Origin of the sequence: Amycolatopsis sp. lyj-112 (assembly GCF_046549055.1) — a bacterium.
GTDB lineage: Bacteria > Actinomycetota > Actinomycetes > Mycobacteriales > Pseudonocardiaceae > Amycolatopsis.
In genome coordinates, this window is sequence record NZ_JAJPWS010000015.1 from 80,981 (window position 1) to 96,413 (window position 15,433).

Below are 15,433 nucleotides of genomic sequence, written 5' to 3' on the forward strand. Positions count from 1 at the left end.
TCATTCGACGGGAGATCAGTTTCATGGAAGCTCGTGAGCGAGAACTATACGACGTCGTGGGCATAGGGTTCGGTCCGTCCAACCTGTCGCTCGCCATCGCGCTGGAGGAGCACTACGGCACCGACAAGGAGAATTCCCTCAGCGCCGCCTTCTTCGAGAAGCAGGCATCGCTCGGCTGGCACCGCAACATGCTGCTGCCCGAGGCGAAGATGCAGATCTCCTTCCTGAAAGATCTGGCGACGTTCCGGAACCCGGTGTCCCGCTTCAGTTTCATCTCGTACCTGCACTCGGCGGGCCGGCTGGCGCACTTCGTCAACAACCAGGACTTCTTCCCGACCCGGCAGGAGTTCCACGACTACCTGGAATGGGCGGAGCAGCGGGTTTCCGACCGCGTCCAGTACAGCACCGAGGTCCGCTCGATCCGGCTTCCCGAGGCGGCCGGCGGGGGAATCGTCGACAGCGTCCAGCTCGAAATCGGCGACACCGACGGCGGCACGAAACTGGTCGACGCGCGCAACGTCGTCATCTCGACCGGGCTGGTGCCCAAGATGCCGGTGGGCATCGACCGCAGCGAAAGCGTCTGGCACAGCTCGGAATTCCTCGAGCGGTTCCGCGGCTGGAACCACGGCGAGCAGAAGCGGGTGGCCGTCGTCGGCGGCGGCCAGAGTGCCGCCGAGATCGTCCGGTTCATCTACGACACCGTTCCGGACGCCGAGATCTCGGTGATCCTCTCGGCCTACGGATACTCGATCGCGGACGACACACCGTTCGCGAACCGGATCTTCGACGCCGCCGCCGTCGACGACTACTACCACGGCACGGACCGTTCGCGGGCCGCGTTCTGGAAGCACCACCGCAACACCAACTACGGCGTGGCCGACGACGAGGTCATCCGCGACCTCTTCCGCCGCGTGTACCAGGACGAGGTCCACAAGACGCCGCGGCTGAACTTCGTCAACCTGTCGCGGGTGGACCGCGTCAAGCAGATCGGGAACGACACCAGGGTCACCGTGAACTCCCTCATGACGGAGGACTCCTACGACATCGACGTCGACGTCCTGATCTGTTCCACCGGCTACGAGTCCATGGAGCCGACCGAGATCCTCGGCGACCTGGAGCCCTACTGCGTCCGTGACGACGAGGGCAGGTTCCGCGTAGAGCGGGATTACCGGCTCGTTACCACGCCTGAACTCCAGTGCGGTATCTACCTTCAGGGCGGCACGGAGCACACGCACGGCCTCGCTTCGTCGCTGCTGTCCAACATCGCCGTCCGCAGCGGCGAGATCGCCGATTCGATCGCGGACCGGCGCCAGGCCAAGCTGGCCGGCTGACCGGCCACCGACAGGGGAGTTGAACCGATCATGAGCACCAACCCGTTCGACGACGACAACGGCCGTTTCTACGTGCTGGTGAACGACGAGGACCAGCACTCGCTATGGCCGACCTTCACCGAGGTGCCCGCCGGCTGGCGGGTCGTCTTCGGTGAGGACGGCCGCCAGGAGTGCCTGGCCTACGTCGAGGAGAACTGGACCGACATGCGGCCCAGGAGCCTGCGGGAGGCCATGGCGGCCGACGGGGCTTGAGACCACGGCGAACCGCTCGCGGGATGCGGCGTCTCACACGGTTCCGCCGTGCGGAGGCGCCGCTTTTCTCTTGCTGCCAACCCTTGCGCGATCGGGTGCGCGTTCCGGCGTCAGTGCGGCGTTAGCGTGAAGCCATCGGCCCGGCGTTAACTAGGTGTCACGAGTTCCGGGGGCCGAACGGGTTTCCTTTCCACACAAGGGATCCGACCCACCCCAGAGCGAGTCGACAGTATGGGGGTTGGATTTGCATGAGTATCACACAAGAGGTGGAAGTCCCGGCCGGTGTCACCGCTCCTCCGCCGCTGCCGGTGCCGCGGTTGGGCAGGCTGCCCGGCGAGCAGGTGCTGATGAGCGGCGTGGGGCTGCGGATCTCGCACGATCTCAGCTTCGAGGACTGGGAGAAGGCGGGCCGCCAGCTCTCCGGGATCGTCGATTCTTCGTCGTGGTGGCTCGGTGACTGGCTCGTCTACGGCAAGAAGAACTTCTCGGACCGCTATGTGCGGGCGATCCGCGCGGCCGGGCTGCAATACCAGACGCTGCGCAACTACGCCTGGGTCTCCCGGCGGTTCGACCTGACGCGCCGCCGGTCGCGGCTGAGCTTCCAGCACCACGCCGAGGTCGCTTCGCTGCCGACCGAGGAGCAGGACTGGTGGCTGGACCGCGCCGAACAGGCGACCTGGACGACCAAGCAGCTCAGGACGCAGATCCGGGCCGTGCGCGTCGATGCCGCGGGCGGGGAGATCACCGCCAGGGAGCAGGCCGCGATGATCCCGCGTATCGAGGTGCCGAACCGGCGGCTGGTGTGGTGGCGCAAGGCCGCCGACCAGTCCGGCTTCGACTTCGACCGCTGGGTGCTCGCCACCCTCGACCGGGCCGCCGAGCAGGCACTCCACGAGGAGACCGAGTCCGAGGTCCCGGCGGCGCTGGAGGCCTGAGGAAAGCCACAAAGAAGTCGTTCCCGGCCGCCGGCCTCGAACGACGATAGGAGAAAAGCGCGTGAGGGCCACCCTCAGGGACTCAGAGTCCCTGAGGGTGGCCCTCACGCGCTTTCCGGCGAGATGGTCAGGAGCGCAGTTCCAGGGTGCAGCACTTCACGCTGCCACCGGCCTTGAGCAGTTCACCCAGTTCGATCCCGATCGGCAGGTAGCCGCGTTCCCGCAACTGCGCGGCGAGCCCGACGGCGCGGGTCGGCAGCATGACGTGCAGGCCGTCCGAGAGCGCGTTGAGCCCGAACACCTCGGCGTCGGCCTCGTCGGCGAGGATCGCGTCGGGGAAGCGGTCGGCGAGCAGCGCCTGGCTCGCGAACGAGAACGCCTCCGGGTAGTACATGACCTCGTTCCCGTTGAGCACGGCCAGCGCGGTGTCGAGGTGGTAGAAGCGCGGGTCGACCAGTTCCAGGCTCAGCACCGGACGGCCGAAGAACTCGCGGACCTCGTCGTGGGAACGCGGGTCGGTGCGGAATCCGCTGGCCGCGAGGATCTCCCCGCCGGCGAGGAGGAAATCGCCCTCGCCTTCGTTGACGTATTCCGCCTGGCGGACCTCGTCCCAGCCGCCGAAGCTGAACCAGTCGAGGTACGCCTCGGCCTCGTCGGCCCGTTGCCGGTGCCGGAACTTCGCCACCAGCACCTTGCCGTCGATCACGATCGCGCCGTTGGCGGAGAACACCATGTCCGGCAGGCCCGGGACCGGCTCGACGAGTTCGACCTCGTGGCCCAGCGCGACGAACAGGTCGTGCAGCCGCTTCCACTGGTCGAGCCCGACGTCCGGCGACGTCTCCTTGCCGGGGTCCATCCACGGGTTGATCGAATAGGTCACGTCGAAGTAGGCCGGGCGGCACATCAGCAGGTGCCTCGTCTTCGCCGACTTGAAGGTCCTCAGTCCCCGGTCCTCGATTGTCTGCGTCACATTTTCCCCTTTGTCGAAAAGAAAGGATGCCGGAAACGGTGCGTGCCACGCGAAAACCGGCGTTAGAATCATCGGGGCGCATTCACCCGCCTTTGACGCTAACACGCACCGGATCGATTTCCCGGTCGTCTCGCCGACGGGACAGTGCACGCGGAGCCGGAGAGCTTCCCGTGGAGCAGAGGTCCGCGTTACCGCCGCCCAAGGCGCAGTCAAGGCCGTTCTGTCAGATTGGTCCTCAGTTTCGCGGGCCGGGGAACCCGTTCCCCTTCCGATCAGCGTGAATAGGAGGATCGACCATGGCTCGGCCACCCGTCGACCTGACGCCTGAGCTGGTGAACGACCCGATCCGCGGGTACGCGGGACTGCGTGAGACCTCGCCGCTGGTGAGTGTCACCCTGCCCGGCGTCGAGACGCCCACCTGGCTGCTCACCCGCTACGACGACGTGAAGAAGGCCTACAACGACCCGCGTTTCGTCCGGGATCGCAGCAAGGTCCCCGGTATGGAGGGGCCGGGTATCGAGGTGCAGATGATGGAGGCGTACGGCCTCCCGGTGGACTACCTCGAATACCTGACCAGTCTCGTCCTGCTGGACGGAAAAGACCATTCCCGGCTTCGCGGCAAGGTGATCCGGACTTTCACCGCCCGCCGGGTGCGGGAATTGCGCCCGAACGTGGAACGGATCGCCGACGGCCTGATCGAGCAGCTCGCCGAAAAGGGTGAAGGCGACCTGCTGCACGATTTCTGTTATCCGCTGGCGAGTACGTCGATCTGCGAATTGATCGGGGTCGACGCCGAAGACCAGCCGAAGATGTGCGCCTGGATCCGGCAGTACGCGTTCGGCGGCGATCCCGCCGGTATCAAAGCCGGAATCGAAGGCGTGGTGGGCTACACGAGGGAGCTCATCGAACGACGGTACGACGAGCCCACAGGGGACCTGATCTCGGGTCTGCTCTGGGACGGCGAGGACGAGGACCGCCCCACCGAGAAGGAAATGATCTCGCTGGTCTTCGTCCTGATCAACACCGGCCACCACCCCCCGGCCCATTTCATCGCCAACGCGGTCCTCTCCCTGCTCGACAACCCGGGCGAGCTGGCGCGACTGCGGGCCGAACCGGAGTCTTTGCCTCGTGCGATCCACGAGCTGCTCCGGTTCACCTCGCCGGTGTCCATCGGCGCGTCGATGTACGCGACGGAGGACCTGGAATTCACCGGTTGTCCCGTGAAGCGCGGGGAATCGGTGACGAGCGCGATCCTCGCGGTCAACCACGACCCGGGCGAATTCGACTCTCCTGAGCGGCTCGACCTCTCTCGACCCCCCAAACGCGGCGAAAACCATGTCGCGTTCGGGCACGGCGCCCATTACTGCCTCGGCGCGGGGCTGGCGAGACTCCAGGCGGAAATCGCCCTGGACCGGCTCGTCATCCAACGCGAAAGCCTCCGTCTCGCGGTCGGCCGCGACGGCCTGGAACAGGCCTGCTGGCCGGGCGAGGGCAATCACCTCGTCCGCGTGCCGGTGAAGATCTGAGAGGAGCCCGAGATGCCGAGCTTCCCCACCCCCGTACCGATTCTCGTCCTCGTCGAAGTCGCCGCCGGCGATATCCGCGTCGTGGCGAGCGACCGCGCCGACACCGTCGTCGTGGTCGGGCCGAGCGACGAAGCGAACGGCGCCGACATCACGGCCGCCGAACTGACCGTGGTCGAGCTGACCGAAAGCGAACTGCTGATCAAAGCACCGAAAGCGTTCGGCCTGTTCGGAAAGGCCGGCTCGATCGCCGTCCGCGTCGAGGTGCCGTCGGGGTCCCCGGTGCGGGGTGAAACGGCGGCCGCGACTTTCCAGGGCGAAGGGCGGCTCGGTGACTGCGAGGTCAAGACCTCCAGCGGAGACATTCGCTTGCAGCGCACGGGTTCGCTCAAGGTGACCAGCGGCTCCGGCGACGTCGTCGTCGGCAGCGCCGCCGGTCCGGTCGCGATCGCCACCGCGTCCGGGAACGTCCGGATCGGCGAACTCGGGCGCGGGCGGGTCGTCCTGAACACCGCCACCGGCGCGCTCGACGTCGGCATCCGTGAAGATGCCGCCGCGCACTTCGACGTCGCCACGCGGCACGGCACCGTGCGCAACGACTTCAAGAATGGCGACGGTGACGAGCGCGTGGAGGTCCGTGGCCGCACGTCGACCGGCGACATCGTGATCCACCAAGCCTTCCGTGAAAGCGCCGAAGCGAGTGCGGCCGGGGGCGGATCATGACGGATTCCACTGGCTTGGCCCGGCGGGTGAGTGATCCCAGTCGCGCTCACCGGGCCGCGCGGCGGCCCCGGGAATCGACCACCCCCACGGTTTCCGGGGCCGCGACCCCTAACGCGTTCGTCCTCAAGGGACTGGGAGTGCGAATGGCCGACCGGAAGGAGCAGGCGACGCCGGGGTTCTAGTTCTTCTGTTTGACTGGGAATTTTGTTTCATATGACTGGGAAGGAGCTCGGACATGAGTGAAACGGCACTCGAAAACCACGCCGATCCGCCTGCCGCCGGGCCGGGGGAGACGACCAAGACGACGCTGCGCTCGTGGCTGAGCCTGATCGCGGTGGCCCTCGGGATCATGGTGGTGCAGATCGACGGGACCGTCGTGGCGATCGCGAACCCCGCGATCGCCGCGGACCTCAAAGCGGGTCTCGAAGAGATCCAGTGGGTCACCGTCGGCTATCTGCTGGTGCTGGCCGGCCTGCTGATCCCGATGGGCACGGTGGCCGACAAGATCGGCCGCAAGAAGGGATTCCTGATCGGCGTCAGCGGGTTCACGCTCGCTTCGGCGGTCTGCGGGATGGCCGGGTCCATCGAGGTGCTCGTCGGCGGCCGCGTGTTGCAGGCGATCTTCGGTGCACTGCTGGTGCCGTCGGCGATCGCGGTCATCCGTACCGCGTTCCCGGTGGACAAGCTCGCGATGGCGATCGGCATCTTCAGCTCGTTCACCGCACTGGCGCTGGCCGCGGGCCCGATCCTGGGTGGCGTGCTCGTCGAGACCGCGAGCTGGCCGTGGGTGTTCTTCATCAATCTGCCCCTCGGCGCGCTGGCCGTGCTGCTCGGTCTCCTGTGTGTCAAGGAGTCCACGCAGGGAACGCCGGCACCGCTGGACGTCCCCGGCGCGATCACGCTCACGCTGGCCATGGTGAGCGTCGTCTGGGCGATCAGCAACGCGCAGCTCAAGGGCTGGGTTTCCACGCACACACTGGGATTCCTGGGACTGGGCCTGGTCCTGCTCGGGGTCTTCCTGGTGATCGAGCTGAAGAGCAAGCACCCGATGGTGCCGCTCGGCCTCTTCCGGGACCGGTCGCTTTCGATCGGCACCTTGCTGATGGTCGTGGTGATGTTCGCGTTCTACGCGATCCTGTTCTACCTGACGTTCTATCTGCAGGGCGTACAAGGGAAGGACGGCGTCGCGGCGGGGATCGCACTGCTCCCGCTGACCGCGGTCTTCACCATCTCGTCGCCGGTGGGTGGCTGGGTGACGAGCAAGCTCGGGGTCCGGGGCGCGCTGGTGGCCGGTTCCGTCTTCGTCACCGGTTCGCTGGCCGTGCTTCTGTTGCTGGAGACCGATTCCGGCATGCTGACGCTGGCGCCTTCGCTGGTGCTCGGCGGGTTCGGCATGGGCTTCATGATGGTCGCCGCGACGCAGGCGATCCTCGGGAACGCCCCGGTCGAAAAGGCCGGTGTCGCCTCCGGGGTGCAGCAGTCGATGACGCAGCTCGGCGGAGTGCTCGGTACCTCGGTGTTCGGCACGCTGCTCGCGTCCTCGGTGATGGCGAACTTCGCGTCGAACGTGCGGGACGCCTTCGGGAGCGGCGGTGGCCCGGTCGCCGAGCAGCTGGCGACCAACGAAGAAGTCCGGAAGTCGGTCGAGCTGGGCTTCGGGCCCGCGTCGCAGGACGCGATCGCCGCGCAGCTGAGCCAGACCGGGATGCCGGCGGGCCAGGTGCAGGAGGTCGTCGGGACGCTGACGCGTGCCGCGCACGAGACCTTCATCCAGGGGCTGCACACGGTCTTCGCCGTGGCGGTCGGGGTCTCCTTCGTGGCGGGCCTGATCTCCCTGCTGGTCCGGAATCCCAAGGTGGAGGAAGAGTCGGAAGCCGCACCGGCGGCCGCCGAACCCCCGATCCACGTCTAGATGAGTGATTCCGTGAAGTTGGTGTGTGGTTTCGGTGCCGCGGATCGTGGGTGATCAATCGCCCTCGGGAAAGCCGACCAGGCCCGGCGGGCCGCCCCAAAGAAGCCGCGAAAGCCACTTTCAGGGCGTCAGGTGCCCCGAAAGTGGCTTTCGCGGCACCCTTGGCCCCGAGTCCAGGACATGAAGGTGGCCTGATCGGGCTGGGGTTGTGGCTTCAGTAGCCTTGAGCATGGGGTCCCAGGTGATGTTCCGGTAGGTCCGTGAGGGCCACCTTCAGGGACTCAGAGTCCCTGAAGGTGGCCCTCACGCACTTCAGGATCCGGACGATTGGCGATCAAGCGGACAATTCGGCACAGTCGGTGTCCTTTGTGGACGACCGGGAGTGGCAGGGCCGCTACTGTTCAAGTTCCCGGCATGCTCGGAGCAGCGAAGAGTCCTTCACGCGCGAGCGCCGAGGACGGACATACCGAGCACCAGTTCGTTCGACGGGTCGCAGCCGAGGAGTTCCTCGACCATCTCGTCACGGAGGGCGGCGGTGAAGGTGATGTTCAGCCCGAGCGCGGTCGCCAGCAGGTACACGGTCTGGCTGAGGTGGCCGACGTCCATGAGCAGGATCCGGTAGGTCCGGCTCATCTCGTACTTCCACTGGTTCCGCTCGATGACACTCGTGTAGATCAGCAGGGCGCCGGCGTTCCCGGCCCACTGCTGGTCTCCGGCGAGCTCGACCAGCCCGTCGTCGTCGATCTTCCCGTCGAGCGGGGTGAGCCGGTGCCCGAAGGCGTCGTAGTGGTAGACCCCGCGATCCAGGCCGTCGACGTTCCGCGCGTAGACGTACACCTCGGTCGGATGCCTCGCGCCGCCGGAAGGGCTCGTCTTGAAGACGTTCCCGGTGGCCGGGATGTCGGAGTGGGTTTCCGGCCTCGTCGGCCGGGCCGCCGCGAGCACGGCGCTCAGCGCGTGCAGGCGGACGGGTTCTTCGCCGAACTCACGCATGCTTCTGCGCTTGCTCAGCGCGTCGCCGAGCCCGATCGCGTTCAGCGGCTCAGGTGAAGGTTCCGGCAGCGGCAGTGAATCGTGCTCGCCGGACGGCCTCGCGGGAGAAGGCGGAGGACTGGCCTTCGCCTTCTCCAGCAAGGTTTTCGCGGTCACTTCACTGGTCGTGAACCGCGTTTCGCGCAGAGATCTGGTGCCGAAATGGAAAGCCCTCGCGGATGCCCCCCAGGGCCCCCAGTCGCGAAGGATCTCCTCTTCCCTCAGCTGGCGGGGTGACCCCCGGACCACCAGCACGTCGTAGCGGATCATCGTCCGCGTGATGCGCACGAGCTTTTCCCGTGTTTCGGGAGTCTCGTCCGCCTCACGCACGGACTCCGCTTCTCGCCACGAACTGAACCACCGCAGGACCTGTTCGGTGCCTTCGGCGAGTTTGAGCTGGCGATGTCCGAGGTGGTCGTCCCAGATCACGTCACCCTCGGACCAGTAGAGCGTTCCACAGGAGGAAACCCTTACCAGCATTGAATGTCTTGCGCCCCAGTCCCCAGTAGTGTGAATACTTTCCGAATCCGTCCGGTCATTCAGCGTCGCGGACGGAAAGGCGGCCCTCCGCCCGGCGGGGGATCGAACGGTCCCCACGGTTGAAGAACGCGGTACTCAGCCTCGATCTCGGTCAGGAATTCGTCATCATCGTCTTCCATGCGGCCGATCCTCTACGTGATCAGTTACTCCGGTCAAGCGAATATACCTACGCCATCAGAGTACAGGAGGAGCCTGATGAATTACGCCGAGTGATCGTTCAGGCGCTGTATGAGTTCGCGAACCTCGGGGGCGTCCGAAATACCGAGATCGGCGTACAGCCGCAAAGCCTGCCGGCGATGACGGTCCGCTTTCGATCGATCACCGAGAATGTCGAGAGCGTTCGCCATCTCTTGATGGGCGACGGGCTGCATGCTGCGATTCCCGGTCGATTCCAGGACTTCCACCGCGGTGGTGAACTGGCCGATCGCGAGTTCGCTGTCGCCGAGAGAGCGCGAATTGATCCCGAGGGCGATGAAACATTCCGCTTCGAGATCCGGTGATTCGTTTTCGTTGGCCAGCCGCAAGGCGTGGTCGAGTTGCTCGGCCGCTTCGAGGTGCCGGCCGTTCTCGGTGTGGATCAGCCCGATCCGGTGCCGGGCGCGGGCCTCGATGAGGACGTTCCCCGTGGCCTTCGCGGTATCCCGGACCCAGCTGAGCTGCTCGATCGCCTCTTCCGGTTCGCCGGTGAGCCAGTGGGTGAGGGCGGAATTCCCCTTCGCCCGGCACTGCATCCGGACGTCGCCCGCGGCCGTCGCCAGCTCGAACACCTCGGCGAACAGGCGGTTCGCTTCGGCGTACTCCTCCGCTCGCCACAACGTGAGGCCGTAGTTGTGCAAGGCCTGGTACTCGAGGACCAGGTTTCCGGTGGCCCGCGCGGCGGACAGGGCGAGGGTGTGGATTTCCCGGGCCTGCTGGTAATGGCCACGGTTGTTGAAGTAGCGCCAGACCGAGGAGGAGAAGAGGACGAGGTCCGAATAGCGCTGGAAATGGTTCATCGCGACCGCCACCGGCAGGACGTCCTGCCAATGGGTGTCCAGCCAGTGCGCGGCCTGGTCGTAGTCGGCGAAGGATTGCCCGAATTCGCTCTTCGGGACTTCGAGGCCGTCGTGCGGGTCGTCCTCGGAGCCGGGGTCGATGAATTCCATCGCGGCGGCGACCGTGCAGCGGTAGTAGTCGAACAAGCGCCGCATCATGGCTTCGCGTTCGTCTTCCGGCTCTTCCGCCAGCAGCAGTTCACGGGCGTAGCTGCGGAGAAGGTCGTGCATTTCATACCGGTCCATCGACGGTTGCCGCAAAAGATTCACATCGACCAGGCGTTCGGCCAGGCGGCGGGCCTCGCCGAGGTCCACTTCCGCCAGCGCCGCGGTGGAATGCAGATCGAATGCGGCGCCCGGGTGATGACTCAGACGTCGGAACACCCGACGTTCGGCTTCGGGCAGGTTCAGGTAGGAAACGCGGAAGGCGCCGGCGACATCCCGTTCCCCGGCGGTGAGTTCGCCGAATCTGTTCCGCTCGTCGCGAAGCTGGCGGGCGACGAAGTCGAGGGTCCAGGACGACCGCGCCCGCAGCCGGCTCGCCGTGACCGCCAGCGCGAGCGGGAGGTCGCCGCACAGGCTCGCGACCAGGTCGGCGGCGTCGGGGGATTCCTTCTTGAGCCGCGACGGCCCGACGATCCGGCCCAGCAGGTCCACCGCGTCGGCCCGGCTGAACGGTTCCAGGGAGAGCAGCTCCGCGCCGTCGAGGTCGGCGAGCCGGGTCCGGCTGGTGATCAGCACGCAGCAACTCGCCGAACCGGGCAGGAGCGGGCTCACCTGCGCCGCGCTGATCGCGTTGTCCAGCACCACGAGCATGCGCTTGCCGGCGAGACAGCTGCGGAACAGCGCCGCGCGCTGCCCGGTCCCGGCGGGGATGTCCGAGCCCTGGATGCCGAGGGAGCGCAGCAGCGCCTCCAGTGCCGCGGCCGGGTCCACGGGGTCGCCGGCGGGGGAGAAGCCCTCCAGGTTCACGAAGAGCTGACCGTCGGGGAACATCGGCTCGAGGCGATGCGCGGCGTGGACGGCCAGCGCGGTCTTCCCGACCCCGGGCATGCCGTCGATCGCGATCAGCCGCGGCCCCGCCGTCGAGCCGTCCTGGCCGATTTCGAGGACCGCTCGCAGTTCGGTGGACCGCCCGCCGAACGCGGGGAGATCCGCGGGCAGCTGTGCCGGGCGGGGGAAGAGCGACTTCTGGGCGTCCGCGTCCTCACGACGCCCGCCGGTGTCCAGCCCGGCCCGGAGCCCGCCGACGCCGTACCGGACGAGCGAGGTGTCCTCCATCAGCTCGGCGTCGGTGCGCAGGATCTGCTGGTGGAGTGCGCTGAGTTCGGCACTCGGGTCGACGCCGAGCTCCTCGGCCAGCGCCGTCCTGGCCCGGTCGAACGCCCGGAGCGCGTCGGCGCCGCGGCCGGCGCGGTAGAGCGCCAGCATGGTCAGGCACTGCAGGGTCTCGCGGGTGGGATGCCGCACGGAGAGGTCGAAGGCCTCCCGGACCGCCGCGTCGGTCTCCCCGAGCCGGAGCCGGGCGCCGATGAGGAGTTCGCAGGCGGCGAGCCGCTCTTCGTCCAGCCGTCGCGCGGTCTGTTCGATGGCGTCACCCTCGAGCCCGTCGAAGGCGGGGCCGCGCCAGAGCGCGAGCGCGTCGGCGAGTTTGGCCGCCGCCTGCGAGATCAGCCCCGCGGCCAGGAGTTCGGCGCCCTGGCGGTAGTCGGCCTCGAACCGGGCGGAGTCGAGCCAAGCGCTGCCCGCGGCGATCCGGTACGCGGACCCGGTGGTGATCACGGCCGACCGCGCGACGCCGAGATCGTGCCGCAGCCGGGCGATCGCGTTGCTGACCTGGCGTACCGCGGTCTTCGGCGGCTGCTCCGGCCACATCGTGCCGATCAGGTACGACGCCGGGACGAGCCGGCCCGCGTTGATCAGCAGGGCGGCGAGAAGACGCTGCTCACGACGTCCGCCGAGCCGGACGGGGGCTCCGTCGACCTCGGCTTCGAGCGGGCCGAGCACGGAGAAGCTGAGCTGAGGGGGATGACCGGTGCCCTGGAGATCGCCGGTTCGCGGCGATCCTGTCGTTTCAGGTGGAGGAACGGCGGTCATGTGCCACTATGTCCGAGACCGTGAGCGTGCTCACGCACTACCTCCCAGTCGTCTCGCCCGGTGACCGGCACCCTAACCCACCGCGTCGGCGCCCAGCCAGGTCGGCGTGGGGGAACGCTGTCCGGCATTCGGCCTAATCGGCGGCTTCGCGCCTGCCTCGAATCCGGTCTGATCCTACCCTCCGAACCCGCTGAACTGCGTGGATGCCGGCCGGTGGTGAACCGATGTAATTCCGATGCAGGCGCTTGGAAAACTGATGACATCGGCTGAGCGGGTTCGGCGCGACGGGGCAGCGCGCCGAGCCACCTGAAGGGGCTCCGCGGCGGTTGGCCTTCGATCTGGGGGTGGCCAACCGCCCTGGGAGCCCTTCGCGGTCACAGGCTCCTCCTAGCAAAGCCGGGCACACTGGTCGAAGAGGAGTGTGCCGTCATGAGTGCTCTTGGCAATCTGCTGGGCTTCCTGCTCACCGTGTTCCTGATCGTGCTCGTCGCCCGGCTGGTGCTGGACTGGGCCGTCAACCTCGCCAGGCGTCTGCCACCCTGGTCGTTCCGGGCGCGCGGGATCACCCACCGGCTGACCGAACCGGTGATCGCGCCCGTCCGCCGCGTGATCCGGCCGGTGCGCGCCGGCGGAGTGGCGATCGACCTGGCCTTCACCATCGTGTTCTTCGTCGTCCTCATCCTGCAGTCGGTCGCCTTCAGTCTCTGACCAGGTGTGATCGGTCCCGAATCCGGGTACCAGGCGGGTGGACGAGAGGAGTGCGCCCATGCGCCCGGTCTGGAGCGGTTCGCTTTCACTCGGTCTGGTGACCGTGCCGGTGCGGCTGTACAGCGCCGTCGAGGACCACACGGTGCACTTCCGCCAGTTCCAGCGCGGGACCGAGGACCGGATCCGGTACCGGCGGGTGAACGAGCGCACCGGCAAGGAAGTCGACTACGACGACATCGTCAAGGGTTACGAGCTCGACAGCGGCGAGTATGTGGTCGTCGAATCCGAGGAGCTCGACGAGATCGCCCCCGGCCGGTCGAAGTCGCTCGACATCGAGAGCTTCGTCGAACTGGACGACATCGACCCGATGTTCTTCGACAAGACCTACTGGCTCGCGCCCGCCAAAGAGGAATTCGAGCGTCCGTATGCGTTGCTGCTCGAGGCGATGCGTTCGTCGAACAAGGCCGGGACCGCGAAGTTCGTCATGCGCGGCCGCGAGTATCTGGCGCTCGTCCGCGCCGGTGAGGGTGTCATGGTGCTCAACACCCTGCATTTCGCCGCGGACCTCCGAGACCCCGCCGAGCAGCTGCCGGACCTGCCGGGCAAGGCCAAGGCGCGCGGCAAGGAACTCGACATGGCCGTCGACCTCATCGAGGCGATGAGCGACGACTGGCGGCCCGAGGAGTTCCGCGACACCTATACCGATCGCGTCCGGAAACTGATCAAGGCCAAGAAGAAGGGCGAGACGATCACTCCGGCCACCGAGCCCGGTGAGCCGACGAAGGTCGTCGACCTGTTCGAGGCGCTTTCGAAGAGCGTCGAGAGCGGGAAGTCCAAGAAGAAGACCGCAGGAACCAAGCGCACGGCCGCGAAGTCGCCGTCGAAGGACCTGTCGAGCCTGTCGAAGGCGGAGCTGGAGAAGCTGGCGCGGGATCGGGACATCAAGGGGCGCTCGAAGATGACGCGGGCCAGACTGGAGAAGGCGCTCAAGGCCTCGTGAGCCGCGTTCAGTCCTCTAATTGCGGCTGCTGGTGGGGACCGACACTCACACCCGCCGTCGCCAGTTCGGCCGCCACCGCCGCGATCAGCCGCCCGACATCCTCGGACGCCGTCGCGTGCAGGCCTTCCGAGACGATCAGCACGTCCGACGTCGACGATGAGACGGCCGAGTGCCCGCTCTGCCGGTTCGTCCATCGCCGAGCGTGGGCTTGGCCGTCTTCGTCGGCAAAGATCACCTCGCCCGGGTTCGGGTTCTCCACGGTGCCCGCGAAGGTCACGTACTTCTCGTCTCCCCGCGCGTAGCGGACTTCGAGCGCCCCGCCGATCTTCGCGACGTCGAGGACCGCGACGGGGATGGCGAACGCGACCGAGACCGCGTTGCAGAGATCGATCACCGGGTGGATCCGGGGGAGCGTGCGCTCCTTCCTGAGTCGTCGCAACAGCGATTCCGACGCGCACCGGTACTGCGTCGGCTTCAGGCCCATCTTGGTGAACGCCCGCCGCCAGGCCTGGATTTCCGGGAACTCCGATTCCGGACCGTCCGCGAGCCGCCGCGTCGCCTGGTCGAGGTACTTCTCGATGGCTTCGTCGACCGCGAGTTCGGGGGTGACGCCGGTGGCCGAGAGCGTCCCGACGGCGAGGCCGGGGTGGTCGGCGCGGATCGCGGGGTTGTGCTGGAGTCGCATACGAGACCTGTCTACTGGGTGGTGAACGCGAGTTTGACGCCGAGCACGGCGAAGGAGCCGGCGAAGATCCGCCGCATCCAGGCGAGTACGCGCGGCCGCGAGATGACCTGGTCGCGGACGCCGGCGGCGAGGATGCCGTACACGCTGAACACCACGAACGTCGCCAGCATGAACACCCCGCTCAGCAGCAGCATCCGCGGGAGGGAGCCGGGCTCGCCCGCCGGGACGAACTGCGGCAGGAACGCGAAGAAGAACAGCGTCAGCTTCGGGTTCAAAACATTGATCAGCACGCCCGACGTGATCGTCCGCAGCGCCGACCGGGGTTCGGGATCGCCCTCCACGACGATCGCGTCCCGGTCCTTCAACGTCGACCACGCCATGTAGAGAAGGTAGGCCACGCCGAGGTATTTGATGATTTCGAACGCCACCGCGCTCGCGTGCAGCAGCGCGGCGAGCCCGGTGATCGCGGCGATCATATGCGGGACGATGCCGAGCGTGCAGGCCGTCGCGGCGATCACGCTCGCGCGTCTCCCGCGGGCCAGACCGGCGGACAGCGTATAGACCACCCCGGTGCCGGGGGTGGCGACCACGACCAGCGTGGTGATCAGGAAGGCGATGCTCACGGAGACCACTCTGCGCCGCTTTTGGTCTGCTGAACAGAGCCAAACTCGGCTCAGTTCAGGGGACCATA

The 15,433-nt window shown here is 67.2% G+C and carries 13 protein-coding genes; 8 read left to right on the forward strand and 5 right to left on the reverse strand.

What is annotated here, in order from left to right:
- Window positions 1-56 precede the first annotated feature (56 nt).
- The 3 genes from ACLJRL_RS34450 to ACLJRL_RS34460 all read left to right on the forward strand — a co-directional run bounded on the left by ACLJRL_RS34450 (window position 57) and on the right by ACLJRL_RS34460 (window position 2,518).
- Window positions 57-1,331 (forward strand): lysine N(6)-hydroxylase/L-ornithine N(5)-oxygenase family protein, encoded by a 1,275-nt coding sequence (locus tag ACLJRL_RS34450; RefSeq protein ID WP_410660541.1) that lies wholly within the window; start codon window positions 57-59, stop codon window positions 1,329-1,331.
- Window positions 1,332-1,361: 30 nt separating this feature from the next.
- Entirely contained in the window at window positions 1,362-1,583 is a 222-nt protein-coding gene (locus tag ACLJRL_RS34455) for an MbtH family protein (RefSeq protein WP_410660542.1), read from the forward strand.
- A gap of 248 nt (window positions 1,584-1,831) precedes the next feature.
- Window positions 1,832-2,518 (forward strand): LmbU family transcriptional regulator, encoded by a 687-nt coding sequence (locus tag ACLJRL_RS34460; RefSeq protein WP_410660543.1) that lies wholly within the window; start codon window positions 1,832-1,834, stop codon window positions 2,516-2,518.
- Between the two features lie 127 nt (window positions 2,519-2,645).
- Here ACLJRL_RS34460 and ddaH read toward each other — a convergent pair whose 3' ends face one another.
- Window positions 2,646-3,488 (reverse strand): dimethylargininase, encoded by an 843-nt coding sequence (gene ddaH / locus ACLJRL_RS34465; RefSeq protein WP_410660544.1) that lies wholly within the window; start codon window positions 3,486-3,488, stop codon window positions 2,646-2,648.
- 296 nt (window positions 3,489-3,784) lie between these two features.
- On the opposite strand from ddaH, the gene ACLJRL_RS34470 reads away from it, so the two are divergent.
- The 3 genes from ACLJRL_RS34470 (at window position 3,785) to ACLJRL_RS34480 (ending at window position 7,646) form a co-directional block, all read left to right on the forward strand.
- Window positions 3,785-5,014: a cytochrome P450 gene (locus ACLJRL_RS34470; RefSeq protein WP_410660545.1), complete on the forward strand. Its 1,230-nt coding sequence runs from the start codon at window positions 3,785-3,787 to the stop codon at window positions 5,012-5,014.
- A 12-nt stretch (window positions 5,015-5,026) separates the two neighbouring features.
- Window positions 5,027-5,734 carry a DUF4097 family beta strand repeat-containing protein gene (locus ACLJRL_RS34475; protein ID WP_410660546.1) on the forward strand — a complete coding sequence of 236 codons (708 nt, stop codon included), beginning with the start codon at window positions 5,027-5,029 and terminating at the stop codon, window positions 5,732-5,734.
- A gap of 235 nt (window positions 5,735-5,969) precedes the next feature.
- Entirely contained in the window at window positions 5,970-7,646 is a 1,677-nt protein-coding gene (locus ACLJRL_RS34480; RefSeq protein ID WP_410660547.1) for an MFS transporter, read from the forward strand.
- Between the two features lie 438 nt (window positions 7,647-8,084).
- Here ACLJRL_RS34480 and ACLJRL_RS34485 read toward each other — a convergent pair whose 3' ends face one another.
- A complete protein-coding gene (locus ACLJRL_RS34485) occupies window positions 8,085-9,107 on the reverse strand; it encodes a SagB/ThcOx family dehydrogenase (protein ID WP_410660548.1) in 1,023 nt (340 codons plus the stop codon).
- 311 nt (window positions 9,108-9,418) lie between these two features.
- Window positions 9,419-12,349 carry a BTAD domain-containing putative transcriptional regulator gene (locus ACLJRL_RS34490; RefSeq protein WP_410660549.1) on the reverse strand — a complete coding sequence of 977 codons (2,931 nt, stop codon included), beginning with the start codon at window positions 12,347-12,349 and terminating at the stop codon, window positions 9,419-9,421.
- A gap of 429 nt (window positions 12,350-12,778) precedes the next feature.
- On the opposite strand from ACLJRL_RS34490, the gene ACLJRL_RS34495 reads away from it, so the two are divergent.
- On the forward strand, window positions 12,779-13,057 hold the full coding sequence (locus ACLJRL_RS34495) for a YggT family protein (RefSeq protein ID WP_410660550.1): 279 nt from the start codon (window positions 12,779-12,781) through the stop codon (window positions 13,055-13,057).
- A gap of 58 nt (window positions 13,058-13,115) precedes the next feature.
- Complete coding sequence (locus tag ACLJRL_RS34500) at window positions 13,116-14,057, forward strand: Ku protein (protein ID WP_410660551.1); 942 nt, start codon at window positions 13,116-13,118, stop codon at window positions 14,055-14,057.
- A 7-nt stretch (window positions 14,058-14,064) separates the two neighbouring features.
- Here the strand turns inward: ACLJRL_RS34500 and ACLJRL_RS34505 are convergent, their stop codons facing one another.
- On the reverse strand, window positions 14,065-14,742 hold the full coding sequence (locus ACLJRL_RS34505; RefSeq protein ID WP_410660552.1) for a B3/4 domain-containing protein: 678 nt from the start codon (window positions 14,740-14,742) through the stop codon (window positions 14,065-14,067).
- Window positions 14,743-14,753: 11 nt separating this feature from the next.
- Window positions 14,754-15,365 carry a LysE family translocator gene (locus ACLJRL_RS34510; protein ID WP_410660553.1) on the reverse strand — a complete coding sequence of 204 codons (612 nt, stop codon included), beginning with the start codon at window positions 15,363-15,365 and terminating at the stop codon, window positions 14,754-14,756.
- Between the last annotated feature and the right edge of the window lie 68 nt (window positions 15,366-15,433).

What these genes read in the sequence shown, in the direction of transcription:
- ACLJRL_RS34490 (WP_410660549.1), bottom strand. Translation starts at nt 12,349, where the DNA reads ATGACCGCCGTTCCTCCACCTGAAACGACAGGATCGCCGCGAACCGGC.
- ACLJRL_RS34495 (WP_410660550.1), top strand. Translation starts at nt 12,779, where the DNA reads ATGAGTGCTCTTGGCAATCTGCTGGGCTTCCTGCTCACCGTGTTCCTG.
- ACLJRL_RS34500 (WP_410660551.1), top strand. Translation starts at nt 13,116, where the DNA reads ATGCGCCCGGTCTGGAGCGGTTCGCTTTCACTCGGTCTGGTGACCGTG.
- ACLJRL_RS34475 (WP_410660546.1), top strand. Translation starts at nt 5,027, where the DNA reads ATGCCGAGCTTCCCCACCCCCGTACCGATTCTCGTCCTCGTCGAAGTC.
- ACLJRL_RS34460 (WP_410660543.1), top strand. Translation starts at nt 1,832, where the DNA reads ATGAGTATCACACAAGAGGTGGAAGTCCCGGCCGGTGTCACCGCTCCT.
- ACLJRL_RS34505 (WP_410660552.1), bottom strand. Translation starts at nt 14,742, where the DNA reads ATGCGACTCCAGCACAACCCCGCGATCCGCGCCGACCACCCCGGCCTC.
- ACLJRL_RS34470 (WP_410660545.1), top strand. Translation starts at nt 3,785, where the DNA reads ATGGCTCGGCCACCCGTCGACCTGACGCCTGAGCTGGTGAACGACCCG.
- ACLJRL_RS34455 (WP_410660542.1), top strand. Translation starts at nt 1,362, where the DNA reads ATGAGCACCAACCCGTTCGACGACGACAACGGCCGTTTCTACGTGCTG.
- ACLJRL_RS34480 (WP_410660547.1), top strand. Translation starts at nt 5,970, where the DNA reads ATGAGTGAAACGGCACTCGAAAACCACGCCGATCCGCCTGCCGCCGGG.